This is a genomic window from Nocardioides sp. YIM 152588 (assembly GCF_040191335.1).
Taxonomy (GTDB): Bacteria; Actinomycetota; Actinomycetes; order Propionibacteriales; family Nocardioidaceae; genus Nocardioides.
Genome location: NZ_JBEGDJ010000026.1, coordinates 1 through 15,113, shown reverse-complemented (window position 1 = coordinate 15,113; position 15,113 = coordinate 1). Strand labels below are relative to the sequence as shown.

The 15,113-nt window shown below is 76.0% G+C and carries 6 protein-coding genes and 1 pseudogene; 6 read left to right on the top strand and 1 reads right to left on the bottom strand.

What is annotated here, in order from left to right:
* Nucleotides 1-360 precede the first annotated feature (360 nt).
* The 5 genes from ABLM29_RS13440 to ABLM29_RS13420 are packed head-to-tail and all read left to right on the top strand — an operon-like array spanning nucleotide 361 to nucleotide 14,425.
* Nucleotides 361-4,005: a hypothetical protein gene (locus tag ABLM29_RS13440; RefSeq protein WP_349714630.1), complete on the top strand. Its 3,645-nt coding sequence runs from the start codon at nucleotides 361-363 to the stop codon at nucleotides 4,003-4,005.
* Nucleotides 4,002-6,746, top strand: coding sequence for a LamG-like jellyroll fold domain-containing protein (locus tag ABLM29_RS13435; RefSeq protein WP_349714629.1), 2,745 nt, complete (start codon nucleotides 4,002-4,004; stop codon nucleotides 6,744-6,746). The genes ABLM29_RS13440 and ABLM29_RS13435 overlap by 4 nt, the downstream gene beginning before the upstream one ends.
* Before the next feature lie 10 nt (nucleotides 6,747-6,756).
* Complete coding sequence (locus ABLM29_RS13430) at nucleotides 6,757-8,319, top strand: eCIS core domain-containing protein (protein ID WP_349714628.1); 1,563 nt, start codon at nucleotides 6,757-6,759, stop codon at nucleotides 8,317-8,319.
* The gene (locus ABLM29_RS13425; protein WP_349714627.1) at nucleotides 8,319-12,653 is read left to right on the top strand and encodes a DUF6603 domain-containing protein; all 4,335 of its coding nucleotides are present in this window, start codon (nucleotides 8,319-8,321) and stop codon (nucleotides 12,651-12,653) included. The genes ABLM29_RS13430 and ABLM29_RS13425 overlap by 1 nt, the downstream gene beginning before the upstream one ends.
* Nucleotides 12,650-14,425 (top strand): hypothetical protein, encoded by a 1,776-nt coding sequence (locus tag ABLM29_RS13420; protein ID WP_349714626.1) that lies wholly within the window; start codon nucleotides 12,650-12,652, stop codon nucleotides 14,423-14,425. Before ABLM29_RS13425 ends, ABLM29_RS13420 begins: the two co-directional genes overlap by 4 nt.
* On the opposite strand, the gene ABLM29_RS13415 is transcribed toward ABLM29_RS13420, so the two are convergent.
* The gene (locus ABLM29_RS13415) at nucleotides 14,388-14,855 is read right to left on the bottom strand and encodes a MarR family winged helix-turn-helix transcriptional regulator (RefSeq protein ID WP_349714625.1); all 468 of its coding nucleotides are present in this window, start codon (nucleotides 14,853-14,855) and stop codon (nucleotides 14,388-14,390) included. The genes ABLM29_RS13420 and ABLM29_RS13415 overlap by 38 nt on opposite strands.
* Nucleotides 14,856-14,933: 78 nt before the next feature.
* On the opposite strand from ABLM29_RS13415, the pseudogene ABLM29_RS13410 reads away from it, so the two are divergent.
* A pseudogene (locus ABLM29_RS13410) lies at nucleotides 14,934-15,113 on the top strand (hypothetical protein); the annotation flags it as partial.

The following is a 15,113-nucleotide window of genomic DNA, read 5'->3' as shown; positions in this document are numbered from 1 at the left end:
TCCTTGCCCGGTGATGCGCGGCCGCCCGTCCGGCCGGGACCCCCTCACGGTCGGGAGCGACGCCGCGCTATGCCACGGACGGTCTCCGTTGGTCTAGACCGCCTGGGCATATGAGGGACCTCGTTCCCATCCGCGTGAGGGGCAAACCTCTAGACCTCCAGGAGTGACGGACGTCACATTTCGCGGGTGGGTGAGGCGGCGTGACAGGCGGCGGAGATCGCACCCCGTCGGGCCCTGTGATCGGTGCTACTTTGTCGGCTCGATCACATCCGACGATCCGTCGACCACCGCTGCGCCACCGCTGATCCAACGCCGAGGGGGCTTGGGCATGGCCACTGCACCGGGTCCTGAGACGGCACCGTGACCGCCGTCGTCGTCGTCCCGATCGAGCTGGACGTCCTCTGGTCCGGCCCGCCTCCGGCCCCGCCGACGCTCGTGCTCGACGCGCTGCTCGACTTCGGACGCCTGCCGAGACCGGGGCCGCACGGCGACGTCCACCCCTCCCGGGCCCCGCTCGGCGAGGAGCTCGTCGCGGCGCCTTTCGCGCATCCGGGACTCCGGCTCGAGCCCGGTGCGCACCTGCACTGGCTGCTGCCGCGCTCGCTGACGCGGCTCTCGCACGCCCGCTTCGCCGCGAGCGACCCCGGCGCCTCGGCGACACCGACGATCCCTCCCGCGCCCAACCGGTGGCTGGTCGTCCGCCGCGTCGGCGACCGGCCGCCGGAGCGGGTGGCCATCGTGGAGAGCGACTTCCTGGGGGACCCGGTGGGCGGCCCCGGCGGCTCGGACGACACGGCCGGGGGGCGTGGCGTCGCGTTCCCGGTCGAGACGACCGCCGGGCGGGTCGAGGTCCGCCGGCTGGGCCGGGTGGTGGACCCCGACGGCTGGGACGGTGAGGCGGACGCGACCACCGATGCCGGCGGGTCCGTCGGACCCGTCGAGCGCCTCGACGGCCTGACGGCGCTGGGGCACGGCGACCCGCTGTTCGCCGCCTTCTACCCCCACTGCCGCTCGGTGTTCGGCTACCACGACCGGCAGGCCGCGGCCGAGCACGCCGGGACCGACCTCTCCTACGAGGTGCTCGGCTGGTACGACGACGCCGACACCGAGCCGTGGGAGGCGCTCGTCCCCGACCTCGACCCCGACGGCGACGCCTTGGACCTGGTCGCGGCGCACCTCGACGGTCGAACGGACGCCACCGACCGTCCCCGGCTGGTCTGCTACGGGCGCGTCGACCTCCCCGCGGCGGAGCAGCGCCCGGCCGACCCGGTCCGGGTGACGTCGCTGGCGCTGGGGCACAGCGGTCCGGAGGCGACCGCCGCCTACCTGGGCGACCGGCTCGCCGACCCCACCCGCGACGTCGCCGAGCGGCGGATCGAGGCCGCCCTGCTGGCCGACGAGCTCGCCCATCGCGACCTCGACGCCGGCGCCCGCTTCCACCAGGCCCGCCACCGGCGCGGTTTCGTCGCGGCGCCGGGGGAGCAGCGCTGGGAGATCCGGGCCGAGGCCGACGCGACCGCTCCGGCGGACGCGACCGCCGCGGCAGGGACCCTGCACGCCGACGTGCCGGCCGCGCTGTACCTCGCCCTGGGCAGGCTCAACGGAGCCGAGCGTCGACTGCACGACGCGCGGGCGGCGCGCGACTCGGCGGGGCGCCGCCTGTTCGACGACTGGTGCCGCTACCTGATCGCGTCCTACCCGCCGGCCGGCTCGGGCGACGGGGTCGTGGACGCGGACCGGGCCCGGAACCACCTGGAGGAGCGCTCCCTGGTCGACGTCCAGGGCTGCGACGACGAGGTCGCCGCCGCCGAGGCGCGGCGCGACCGGGCCCGGGACGAGCTGGCCGCGCTGCTGCTGGCCCACGACGGCGCCCCCGCCGCCACCGGCGGGCCAGCCCCGGCGCGCCGCCTCTCCCTCGCGCCGGTGCAGGCCGCCCGCTACTGGCAGCCCCGCGAACCGGCGGTCGTGCTGGGCGTCACCGGTGCGTCGCCGGGCGCGCTGCTCCCCGCCGACGAGCCGCTGGACGCCGTGGTGGTCCCGGTCCCGGCCGCGGGCGGCCGGAGGGCCGCCGCCCTGCCGGGCATCCGGAGCGCCATCGACGCGGTGCTCGCCCACGACACCAAGCCGGCACCCCCGCGCGACCGCCGGCCGGCCACCCATCCGCTGCTGCTCGAGTGGGCGGCCGACCTCGACCCGGAGGTCACCTCCGACACGGATCTCGCGGACCGGTACTTCCTTGGCCCGTCCCGGCTCCCCGGCGACGCCCGCCACACCGAGCCGGACCTCTATCTGACCGATGCCGCCGAGCGGGCGGTGCGGACGACGCGCCACGTGGGGCGCTCGATCATCTCCACGTCCGCGGGCCAGATCGTCGCCCGCGAGCTCGTCGACAAGCTGGGCGGGCTGTTCGCGCTGTTCGAGGCGGAGCGGCGCTCGCGCCGCGGCCCCCCGGCGGACGGCGCGACGGGCGAGGGCCCGGACCCTGCGGAGGCGTCGGCGCGGGTCCGCCGGTTCCTCTCCGACCCGGGCGGGCTGGCGGAGTTCGTGGTGTGGGAACAGGAGCGGGTCGCCCGGAGCGGCGGCCACGACCGGGGCGGCGAGGAGGCGTGGGCGACGCTGGTCGACGGCCTCGCGCTGGTCGCCGGCACCCCGACGATCTCCACCGTCCTCGGCGGGTTCAACGACGCGCTGCTCGCCCGCCGCCGCACCTACCAGCTCCCGGTGATGGACCCGTTGGCCGTCGACGGCTACGACGACCTGGTTGCGCGGGTCCGCGCCGCGGTCGGCACCCAGACGTCGTCGGCGCCCCTTCCGCTCGACCCGTTCACGCCCGTGCGCGCCGGCTCGCTCGTGCTCTCCGGGCTGCGCCTCGTGGACCGGTTCGGTCGTGCCACCGAGGTCGCTCAGCCACGACCGGTCGTCGCGGAGTCGATGCGCGAGCACCTCAGCGGCGACGCCTACCTCAGCCCGCGACTGCTGCAGCCGAGCCGGTTGGACCTGCGCTGGCTCTCCGCCGGACACGAGGGCGAGCCGGCGACGGGTGGCGGCCGGACCTCGCCGATCTGCGGGTGGGTCCTCCCGAACGAGCTGGACTCCTCGCTCGTCCTCTACGACGAGGGCGGTCGGGCGCTGGGCATCATCGACGACCGCGGCGGCTGGAGCGTGCCGCCCGGCCTGGACCCGCCCGGGCCCGGCGACCGGCTCAACCCCCACCTCCAGCGGGTGCTCGCCTGGCTGCGGAGCAGGTCGGTCGAGGACCTCGCCGAGACCCACGCCCGGATCGTGGCGTCGCTGGAGGAGATCGACCCCGAGTCGTCGCGGCAGCACCAGGCGCTGTCGCTGCTGATGGCCCGCCCCGTCGCGGTGGTCCGGGCCGAGGTCGCGCTCGAGCTGCGGGACCGTCCGGTCGTCGACCCCAGCTGGGAGGCCTTCTCGGCCGAGGTCGCCACCGGCACCGCGTCCACGGACGGCGGGATCGGCCACCTGCGCGTGCCGGTGCGGATCGGGGACCACGCCCAGGTCAACGACGCCACGGTCGGGTACTGGCTCGAGGACGCGGAGACCGGCGGCTTCGTCGACGATCGGTTCCACAGCGCGGCCGGCGCCCACGCCGTACCGCCGCTCCGGCTGGTGCCGGACGGTGCGCCGGCGCGGGTCACGATGCTGCTCGACCCGCGCGGCGCGGTGAACGTCCAGTGCGGCATCGTGCCGACCGGGACCCTCACGATCCCGCACGAGCAGTACGACGACGCGCTGCGCCACCTGCGGGTCACGTTCGAGACCTCGCCGGTGCTGATGCCCGCCGACGCCGTGGAGCTTCCCCTGCCGAGCGAGCCGGGATTCGCCTGGACCTGGCTCCAGCGGGCGGGCCGCGGCTGGCGGTCCACGCCCGCCGGCGAGGTGACGCAGCCCTCCGCCGCCCCGGCCTTCCTCACGGCGCAGCAGCTGTACGAGGGCTGGCTCGTCCTGGAGCCGGCGCCCCCGGGGCAGGAGCCCGCGCCATGACCGCGCTCGGAAGGGGCCCGCTGGCCCGCGTGAGGTTCGACCGGCTCAGCGCCGGTGGCCGCTTCCCCGACGGGTCCGGCGCCGGACGGGCGCCGGTGCTGCTCGGCGGTGGCGTCGTCGTTCCGGACGACCGGTTCGGTCGGTGCCTGCGCCTGGACGGCTCCGGCGGCGTCCGGTACGGCGACGCGCCCGCGCTGGAGATCGGTGGCTCCTTCTCGTTCGAGCTGTGGTTCGCCGCGGACCCGACACCGACGGCCGGGGTGCTGTGGCAGCACCGGGTGCGCCGCCGCGGCTCGGAGGAGACCCTGCCGCTCGTCGAGGCCGAGGTCTCGGCGGACGGCCTGCGGGTGCGGGTCGGGGACACGACAACGCCGCCGCTGGCACCGGCGGAGGGGTGGCGGCACGTCGCCGTCACCGCGGACGAGGGAGCGCGCCAGTTCCTGGTCTACCTCGACGGCGTCGCGGCCGGCACGTTCCCCGCGCCGCTGCCGCCGATCGACCCCTCGTGGTCGGAGCTGTGGATCGGGACCGACGCCGACGGCGGGCGCCGGCTCACCGGAAGCGTCGGGAGCCTGCGCGTCTACGACCGTCTGCGCGGCGCCGGCGAGATCGTCGAGGGACTGCACCGGGACCGCGCGGTCCGGCCGGACCCCGGCGTACCCCGCCCGCTCGTGCACCTCCCGTTCCACGTCGTCGGCGCCGACGGCCTCTCGCCCGACGAGTCGGGCAACGCGCACCACGCCGCCGCCCGGGGCGCGCCGCGCGCCGTGGCCGACGGCTTCCTCGGGCGCAGCACCGAGCTCGACGGGCACGCCGACTCCTTCGAGGTGGCGGCCGCCGCGGACCTGCGGCCGGTGCAGGCGCTCACGATCGAGGCGTGGGTGCACCCGGTGGGCGTCAGCGAGGTCGACGCGATCGTGGAGCTGCCGACCGAGCCGGTCGGCCGGCGCCCCCCGCGCTACGGGTTGCACCTCGAGCGCGGACACCTGCGCGCGTACGTCGACGGCGACAACGTCGCGGTCGCCACCGCGCGGCTGACCAGCCGGTCGTGGCACCACGTCGCCGTCACCTGGGACGGCGACGTGCGGGAGGTGACCCTGCTCGTCGACGGCGTGCCGGTGCCGGTCGAGGGCGACGGCCGGACGCCCAGCGCGCGGATCACCTACCTCGACGAGCCTCCGCTCCGGATCGGGGCACGCGGGACACCGTCGCACTACGCCGGACGGCTGGCCGGGCTCCGCCTCTACGACCGCGCGCTCTCCCGCGAGGAGGTGGCCGCCGACCTGCACGCGGACCGGGTCGCGGCGGGTGCCGCGTTCGACCTCAACTACCCGATCTCGCTCCGGATCTTCGACGACGGCGGCGGGAGCACGCTCTCGATCGTCGAGGAGGGCGCGCTCGGCCGGGTGTGCCACGTCGCCGTGCGCAACGACAACGTCGTGCCGATCGAGTTCCCCGCGAGCCACGACGGGGCGCCGGGCCCGGACCACCACCACCTGGAGCTCCGCTTCCGGCCGTTCACGCTCAGCGCGGATGCGCTGAGCTCGATCGCGGTGCTCAGCGCCGGCTGGCGGATCGCCCACCGGATCGGCGACGACGGGACGCAGTCGCTGTACGCACTGCTCCCCACGGGGCTCACCCTGAGGCCGGGGGAGCGCCACGTGATCACGCTCGCCCACGTCGACGCCGACCCCGGGGGCGGTGCGCGCAGCACCCGCGTGTTGCTGCGCTACGGCTCGCTGCGGTACGCCGACGACCGGACCCCGCTGGTCGGCTCGCGCCTCGAGCGGCTGGAGGTCGTCGACCGCCGGGGTCTGTCCGAGCCACCGCTGCGCGTCGCCTTCGTCGGCCCCGGCACGATCACCAACGACGGCCGGCCGAACCGGCTGGTCCTGGTGCTCTCCAACACGTCGCCGACCGAGCCGGTCCTGCTCCGCGGGCCTGCGGGCGCGGCCCCGGTGAGCCGGTTCCTGCTCCGGTTCGACGAGGCGCCCGATCGGGCGACGCCGCTCACGTGGGCCGTCGCGACCCACGACGAGGTCGCGGCCACCGAGATCTCCACGGGGCGAGCCGACCTGTTCTGCGACAAGGACGAGCTCGGTCCCGCGACGATCTGGACCCTCCGCCCGCTCGACGAGGACGTGACGCTCGCGCCCGGCGGCGAGATCCTGCTGGAGCTGGACGGACTCCGCACGACGATGGCCGAGGGGACCGGCGAGCTGCACGTGGAGCACGAGAACGTGCCGGGCTTCCAGGACGGCCGGTGCACGGTGCGCATCGAGAAGAGGCCGTGGGTCTGGGGCGCCGACGACGTCGCCGCCGTCCGCGCCGGGCTGCCCGAGCGGGCGGCCGCGCTGGCGTCGGTCGTCGACGGTCACCGGGAGGCCCTGGCGCACCTCGACGCTGAGCTGCGGCGGGCCTTCGACCACACCGAGTCGCGGATCGCGGAGGCCGCCCGCGACATCGAGGCCCTCGCTCGCGAGCTGGCGGCACTCCGGGAGGCCGCCGAGCGCCTGGCCCAGCGCAGCGACGGCCAGGACCTGGCGCTCGAGCGGGCCCTCGCGGACGTGGCGCGGCGCCTGGACGACCTGTCCCGGTCGATGCTGCGCAAGGGGGCTCCGGTCACGATCACCCAGCAGGCCTCGGGGCGGACCCTCGACGCCTACCGGCTGGGCGGCTACGAGGTCGTCACGCGCGAGGGCGTGACGTTCACCCGGATCTGGACGATCGACCCGCGATGAGGAGGCCGTCGTGACCCAGCCGAGCACACAGCCGAGCACGCATCCGAGCCCACGTCGGAGCATCGTCGGCCAGGAGCGCCGCGAGCCCCTGCCGAGCATCCAGCGGGACAAGATGGAGCGCCTGCTCGGCGCCGACCTCTCCGCGGTACACATCGCCGAGAGCCGCCTGCCCCTCGACCACGGGACGATCGCCGTCGCCCAGGGCGAGCAGATCCGGTTCGCGCCGGGCGCCGTCGAGGGGTGGTCGCTCGAGGCTGAGCGGGTGCTGGCCCACGAGCTCACCCACGTCCTCCAGCACCGGTCCGGCGGCGCCGAGGCACGGCCGGGCGAGTTCGAGGCGCAGGCGATCCGGGCCGAGCGGGCGCCCGGCCCCATCGGCGCGGGCCCGGCGGAAGCCCGGCTCCCCGTGCCGGCGGTGCCGCGCGGCTACCGGGTCGGGACCCTCGCCCAGCTCGGCCTCCAGGTGACGGACCAGGCACGCGCCGCCCCGCTGGCTCAGGTCGCGCACTACGGCAGGTTCACGTGGGCCGTGCCGCCCGGCGGCCCCCTGCCGCCGGGTGCCGACCCCACGACCGCCCGGTTCCGGCTGTCGGACTCCGGCGGCCTGCTGATCGAGGACTGCGACCTGCTGACGCGGCAGCCGAAGGTCTTCTACGCCACGCGGAAGGCCTTCGACCGCGCCAACGCGGCGCTGCGCAAGCGCAACCTGCTCGTCCGGTTGGTCTACATCGACCCGGTCCCGGTCCTCAGCACGGCGACCGGGACGACGTACAGCAGGGTGGCCGGGGCGCTGCTGCCCGAGCCGGGGGCCACCGACCAGAGCACCTCCGCCGGGCTCATGCTCAGCGTCCCGGCCGACTGCCGGGCGCTGGTCCACCGCTGCGGGCTGGTGCACCAGGCCTCCGGCGGCGTGCTGTCGGTCCTGGCCGCCCGGCACGGGCTGCGCCCCCTGGACGCCACCTGGGACCGCGCGGAGTACACGCGGCTGGCCCGGCTGCACGCGGGAGGTCGGCTGCGCACCGAGCGGCTGCTGTGGAAGGCGAAGTTCGACCACTACGCGGACCCGGCGGTCGGCGAGGAGTACTACTCGGGCTCGGTCTACGGCTACGGCGCGCCGGGCGCATCGAATCCTGCCAATGCGGACGTCCTCTTCGACCTGTCGGGGCCCGGTGTGGTCCGCCAGCTTCCCAAGTTCCGGTTCCGGCAGCCCTACGAGTGCCGCGCCACCTGGGGGGACCACGTGGCCCTCGTGGTCGCTCGGGACGGTGCGGACGCCATGACGATCCAGGCCTACGGCCGCAGCCACGAGGGCCAGGGCGGCGACGACAACAGCCTGTCCTTCTTCCAGATGTACGGGATCCCGGACCGTCGAATCACCCCGGCCCACCCGACCTACCCCCAGACCTGGCACGCGCAGTGGACGGCGACCCTGGTGCCGACGGGCCAGCCGCCGACCGAGGCGCCGGTGGGGGACGACGGCACGCCGGTCCAGGCGGTCGAGCCCCGCCAGCACGACCGGGTGCTGGTCAACCACTCCACGATGGTCCTCTCGCGCGGGAGCAAGGGATCCTGATGCCGACCACCACCCCGAGCTCGCCCCTGCTCGACGCCTTCCCCTCCCTGGCGTCGTGCTGGGTCACGCCGCCCCTGCAGGACGCGGCCGACCTGGTGGCGGCGATGGACGTGGGGGACCTCGCCGTCGAGGCGCGCGCCGCCGACCCCGAGGTGAGCGACGTCCGGGCGACGGTGGACCTCGCGTCCCTCCTGCCGCTGCCGGCCGGTGCCCTCGCGTCCACGCGGATCGCCATCGCGGGCGCGGTCACCCACCCGGACGGGTCGCCCATCGGCGTCGACTGCGCGAGCGCGCCGGTGGTGATCACGTGGCCGGGCCTGGGAGAGGTGACGCTCGTCGTCGCCCTCCGCACCCGGGAGGTGCCCGGCGCCGCCGACCGCTCCGAGCTGTACGCCGGCCTCACGCTCGGCGTCCCGCTGACCGCCACCCGGACCGTGGAGGTGGTCGGCGAGGTCACGGGCGACCCGGCCCGCGTCCGGCTCGCCGGCACCGTGGACGGGCCGCCCGTCTCCGGGCTCTCGGCCCTCGGCGTACTGCTCGGCCCGGGGATGGGCGAGGTGCAGGCGCACCTGCACGAGCCGCTGACCTCGCTGGCCGCGCTGGAGGTGCGGTCGGTCCGGCTCGAGCTCGACCGCGCGACCTCGGGCCTGGTCCGCAGCGCCGGTGCCTCGTTCGACGTCGACCGCCGGTGGGCGCCCGGTGGGGGAGGCGTCCCCGTCCCCGCGGCGGGCCGCCTGCGGGTCGACCTCGCCGTGGCCGACCCGTTCGGCGCGTCCCCCGCGCTCCGGGCCGACGTGGCGGCGCAGGTGGAGGACTGGGAGGTGGTCCCCGGCGCGCTGGAGCTCACCGAGGTCAGCTGCTGGCTGACGCTCGACGCGTCGCGGCACGACGGCCGCTGGGCGGTCTCGTCCTACGGCGGGGTCGCGGGCGAGGTGGCGCTCGCCGACGGGGCGGCCACCGTGCACCTGCCGCTCCCGCCGACCAGCGACGACTGGCACCTCGACCTCGTCTCCGGCGACGCCCGGCACGGGTCCGCCGCGCTCGCCGGACTCCTGCGCGCACCGCTGCCCGGCCCGCTCGCGGCGCTGGCCGGGGCGATCCGCGTCCCGCACCTCGGGCTCGTGGTGACGCCGACGCCGCTGGGCCTGACGCGGACCGCGGCGACGCTGCGCCTGGCGAGCCCGCTGCCGCTGGTCGGCGGCGCCGTGGAGCCCCGCGTGGTCCTCGACGCCGTGGAGGTCGATCTGACGGTCGACCACCCCCTCGCGAAGCCGGTCGTGACCGGCTCCATCGTCGGCACCCTGGACCTCGGTCCGGGCGCCGTCCGCCTCGCCGTGCACCGGCTCGCCGAGTCCGACCCATGGGCGGTCTCGGTCGGCGCTACCCAGGTCGAGCTCGGCACGATCGGGGACGTGGCCGACAGCGTCGCCGCGGTCGCCGGTGGCCCGGACTGGCGCGACGAGGTGCCGCAGGCCCTGGCCGACCGGACCTTCACCCTGACCGACCTGTCGCTGGACTACGTGCTCGAGCCGCCCCGGTTGGATGCTCTCGGGCTCGAGCTCGACGCCCCGGCCAACGCCACCGGAGGCCTCCTCGAACGGCTCGGGCTGCGCCTGTCGGTGCAGGTCGACCACCACGGCGAGAAGGCCAACACGGCGATCGCCGGGAGCGTCGAGATCGGCGCCCACGACTTCTCCCTCGTGCTCGAACGAGGCGCCGACGAACCCATCGTCGCCGGCACCTACGTCGACACCGACCGGCAGCCGATCGACCTCGCGGAGATCCTCGCCGCCGTCGCGCCGGCGGCGGACGACGGCCGCGTGCGCCTCGACGTCGCGGTCGCGGACGCGTTCTTCGCCCACGGGACCGGGTGGGAGGTCGTCGGGGCGGACCTGCGCGGGCGCCTGGACCTGTCGCACCTGCCCATGATCGGGAAGGCGCTCCCGGTCGCCGGCTCGATCGGCCTCGACCTGCGGGCGATCGGGGCGTCGGCGGACCTCGACGGTGACGCGGTGGCCCGGGTGAACGCCGTGCTGCCGCCCGAGATCCGCCAGCTGCCCGCGGGCGCCGACGCCACCTCGGTCGCGCTGCACCGCGGGGTCTCGCTGCTCGCCTCGATGCGCGTCGGGCGGGAGCAGGTCGACCTGGCCCTGCCGCTCGACGACTCCGGTGCGGTCGTCGCGCCGTCGGAGGCGACCGGGCCGCCACCGCCGCCCTCGGCCGTCCCGGTGCCGACCGACTCGGTGCACTGGATCAAGGTGCAACGGCACTTCGGGCCGGTCCACTTCGCCCGCATCGGCGCCGCGCTCGACGGCGGCGACCTCACCCTGGCCCTCGACGCGGCCGTCGACGTGGCCGGGCTCAGGCTCGGCCTCGACGGTCTCTCCGTGACGACCCCGGTCGACCGGTTCGACCCCACGTTCCGGTTCCGCGGGATCGGGATCGACTACGCCAACGGCGACATCGCGATCGGCGGCGCGCTGCTCCGGCGGGCCCCCGACGACTACGCCGGCGCGGCCACCATCACCACGCCGCAGCTGACGCTGTCGGCGCTCGGCGCCTACGCGAAGGTCGCCGGACAGCCGTCGCTGTTCGTGTCGGCCGTCCTCGACGCGCCCATCGGCGGGCCGGCGTTCCTGTACGTGACCGGTCTGTCCGCCGCGTTCGGGTACAACCGGTCGCTCCGGATGCCGCCGGTCGAGGGCGTGCTGGAGTTCCCGCTCGTGGAGCAGGCGCTCCAGGGCGCCGGCGCGCCGGTCGACCTCGACGCCGAGATCGCGCACCTGGCCGGCGCCATCCCCGTCACGCCGGGGGAGTCGTTCCTCTCCGTGGGGCTGTCGTTCACCTCGTTCCAGCAGATCGACTCCTACGTCCTGCTGGCGGTCCAGTTCGGTCGGCGCACCGAGATCGACCTGCTCGGGGTGTCGCACCTCGTCGCGCCCGCGCCCGTGGACGGCGTGACGAGCCCGCCGCTGGCCGACATCGAGATCGCGCTGCGCGGGCGGTTCGTGCCGGGCGAGGTGCTCGGCATCGAGGGGCGGCTGACCCCGACCTCCTACGTGCTCGCCAGCGCCTGCCGGCTCACCGGTGGGTTCGCCTTCAGCACGTGGTTCGCCGGGGAGCGTGCCGGGGACTTCGTCGTCAGCGTCGGGGGCTACCACCCCGCCTTCTCGCCGCCGACCGGCTACCCCGTCGTACCGCGGGTGGGCTTCAACTGGCGGGTGGATCCGCACGTCACGATCAAGGGCTCCGGCTACTACGCGCTGACCCCCCACGCCGCGATGGCCGGCGGGCACCTGGAGGCGACGTACCACAACGGCCGTCTCGCCGCCTGGTTCCAGCTCACGCTCGACCTGCTGCTCGCGTGGCGGCCGTTCCACTACGAGGCGTCCGCCAGCGTCCACGTCGGCGGCAGCTACACGTTCCACTTCCTGGGCACCCACACGATCACGGTGGACCTGGCCGCCGCGGTGGCGATCCACGGGCCGGAGTTCTCCGGTCATGCCGAGCTCGACCTGTCGGTGGCCAAGGTCTCGGTCCGGTTCGGCCCCGCGACCACGCCGCCGGGCGACCTCGGCTGGCAGCAGTTCACGGACTCGTTCCTGCCGGCGCACGACCGGCACGGCGTGACCGTCGAACGCGGGCTGGTGAGCGCCGGCGGCGGCGCCCTCGACCTCGGGGTGCTGAGCCCGTCCCAGCTGCGCCTCGCCACCCGCACCGCCGTGCCGTGCTCGGCGATCACGGTCAACGGCACGGAGCTGGGCGACGTGCCCGGCGTCGAGGTGAGCTACCCGGCGCTCGGGGTGGGGCCCTGCGGCCTGGCCGTCGGCGACCTCACCTCGACGCACCGGGTCAGCCTGATGCTGCTGGAGGTCGACCCGACCTCGGGGGAGGTGGTCCTCGACGCCGCCACCGGTGAACCCGTCGGCTCGGAGGTCGACCTGCCGACGATGTTCGACCTGGAGCCGGTCACGAAGAGCGTGCCGGCCGCCCTGTGGGGTGAGCCGACGGGCGGGCGGCCCCGCCTCGACCCGTCGGGCCGACTGGTCGGCGACGCCGTCGTGGGTCTGCGGATCGTCGCCAAGCCCCCGGTCGTCGACGCGGGCGTGCCCGGCGGCCGTGGCGCGGCGTCCGCCGGGGTCGCCCTGCCGAGCGCGCCGGAGACCGCCGCCCCCGCCGACCTCGTGGCCGTCACCGACGACGAGCTCGGCCGGGCGGCGTCGCGCGCGCCGGCCCGCAACCGGGCGCTCGCCGCGCTCGGCCTCGATCCGACCTTCGTCCGGGTCGGCACGCTGCCGGACGCCGGGCTGCGACCGAGGGGGACCGTGCGATGACCGTGGACCCCGCGACGACCACCCTGACGTTCCACGACGCCCGGGTGCCGGTGCTGCAGGCCGGCCGGTACTCCCTGGTCGTCCGGCAGACCGTGAGCGGACCGCACGGGCTGGCGGCCGACACCGAGGTCGGCCCCGCGTCGACGACCACGTTCGAGGTGCGCGGGCCCCGCTTCCGGCTCGCCCCCGAGGACGTGGTGGCTCGCTTCCCGGCGCCGCACGCCGAGGGGCACCACACCCGCTGCTACGCCCACGTGGAGGTCGGGAGGGCGACTCTGCCGTGGGAGCGGTCCGCCGTGCCGGACGCCGATCCGGCCGTCCCGTGGCTCGCGCTGCTCGTCCTCGACGCGGGCAGGGTGACGGTCGCCGACCACGGTGCCCCCTCGGGGGCGGGTACGCCGCTCCCGCCCGGGACCGACGCCGTGGCCCATCCGCAGCCGGCGGGGGACGGGGCGCTCGACCAGCCGACCCTACTGGTCCGCGTCCGGCGCTCCCTCCTCCCCGCGACGACGGAGGTGCTGCGCGAGCGGTGCCACGTCCGTGGTGGCGGGTCCGTCGCCGAGGAGCACGCCTTCGTCGTCGGCGAGCGCCCGCTGGAGCCCGGCGACTGGGTCGCCCACCTGGTCTCGGTCGAGGGGCTGTACGACGCCGGGGGCGGCCTCGGGAGCGGGGACGACGTCGTCGAGCTGGTGTCGCTGGCCACGTGGGGGTTCGGCACCGAGGGCCTCTCCCTCGAGCAGCGGATAGGCGACCTGGACCGTGGCGGGCTCCGGATGCCCGCGCCCGCCGAGCCGGCGCCCGGGACCGAGCCCGTCGCCCACGGCCACGTCGCCCTGGCGCACCTGTTGCGGGACGGCGGCAGCACGTACTCCTGGTACCGGGGGCCGCTGATGCCCTCGGCGGTCGACGGTGTCGACGCTCCGGACCCCCGGCTGCCGGCGCGGCACAGCGACCACCTGCTCCGGATCGACCCCCGCACCGGGCTCCTCGACGTCTCCTACGCCTCGGCCTGGGAGCTCGGACGGCTGCTCACGCTGCGCAACGAGCGCGTGGCGGTGGCGCTGCACGAGTGGCGCCAGGCGCACCGGCGGGCGGAGCGCGGCGAGGAGGAGCGCCGGCTCGCGCGCGACACGGAGGGTGCGTCGTTCCACCCGGCGCTCGACCCCCACCCGCGGTGGCCCGACGTTGAGCCGGCGCTGCCCGCGCCGGTCGCCGACTGGCTCGCCGCGCTCGCGCGCCTGGAGGACCTGCCGTTCAACCACCTGGTCCCGGACGAGCGGATGCTGCCGGTGGAGGCGGTGCGCTTCTTCCACCTCGACCGGCAGTGGGTCGACGGCCTGCTCGACGGTGCGCTCAGCATCGGGCGGGTCCTGGCCCGGGACGCGGCGGCGGACGAGCGCCACCGGAACGAGCGGCTGGCCGACGTCCTGTCGCCGCCCGCACGCGCGGGCTTCCTGCTGCGCTCCTCGATCGTCTCCGAGTGGCCGGGGCTCCTGGTCGACGCCCTCGGCACGGACGGGGCGCCGGCCGACGTGGTCCGCGTGGAGGTGCTCTCGCCGGACCTGATGCTGGGCCTGTTCGAGGTGCCCCCGGGCCGCGGAGCGTCGCTGGCCTCGGTCGAGTTCCACGTCCACCCCGGTGCGCTGCACCTCACCGAGCCACCGACCGACCCCGGCGGACGGGCCGGTTCCGGGGCGGAGTTCGCCGCGCTCCGCGAGTCGACGGGGCCGAGGATCAGGATCGAGACCGGCCTCGCGGCCGCGGCCCGGTGACCCCGGCGGCCTCGTCGGCCGGCGCCAGGCGGCGCAGGAGATGGGTCAGCGTGCGCGCCTCCTCCTCCGTCAGCGGCGCCAGCACCTCGCGCTGCACGGACTCCAGGGTGTGCTCGAGCCGGGGGAGGAGCGCCCGCCCGGCGTCGGTGAGGGTGACGACGTTGCGCCGCCGGTCCGCCGGGTCGGCGCTGCGGTCGACCAGCCCCCGCTCCGCGAGGTGGTCGACCGCCAGCGTGACGTCCTTGCGGTCGAGCATGAGGCGGCGCCCGAGCTCGGCCTGGCTGAGTCCGCCCTCGGCGAGCGCCGCCAGCGCCCGGTAGTGCGCGGGCCGCAGGTCGTGCTCGGCGAAGCCGTCGGACAGGAGGCGCTGCGCGCGCAGGTGGGCGCGGCTCAGCAGCCAGGAGGGTGCGTCGGCCAGTCGCAGCGGCACGGGGCGCCTCCGAAACTCGTTGGGATTCCCAATGGATCGACCTATCGTTGGTAGTCCCAATGATAGGAGAGGATCACGATGACCGCATTCGGACCGCAGCTGATCGGAGCGACCGAGAAGACGCTGAGCGCCCTGCTGCGCCACGAGCTGGCCGGATCGGGGCTGACCGAGCCGGAGTGGGTGACGCTGCGCCTGGCTGCGCGCCACGGCGGCGACGCCTCCCGCATCTGGACCGAGGCCGCCGACGGCAAGGACCTC

What these genes read in the sequence shown, in the direction of transcription:
- ABLM29_RS13435 (WP_349714629.1), top strand. Translation starts at nt 4,002, where the DNA reads ATGACCGCGCTCGGAAGGGGCCCGCTGGCCCGCGTGAGGTTCGACCGG.
- ABLM29_RS13425 (WP_349714627.1), top strand. Translation starts at nt 8,319, where the DNA reads ATGCCGACCACCACCCCGAGCTCGCCCCTGCTCGACGCCTTCCCCTCC.
- ABLM29_RS13420 (WP_349714626.1), top strand. Translation starts at nt 12,650, where the DNA reads ATGACCGTGGACCCCGCGACGACCACCCTGACGTTCCACGACGCCCGG.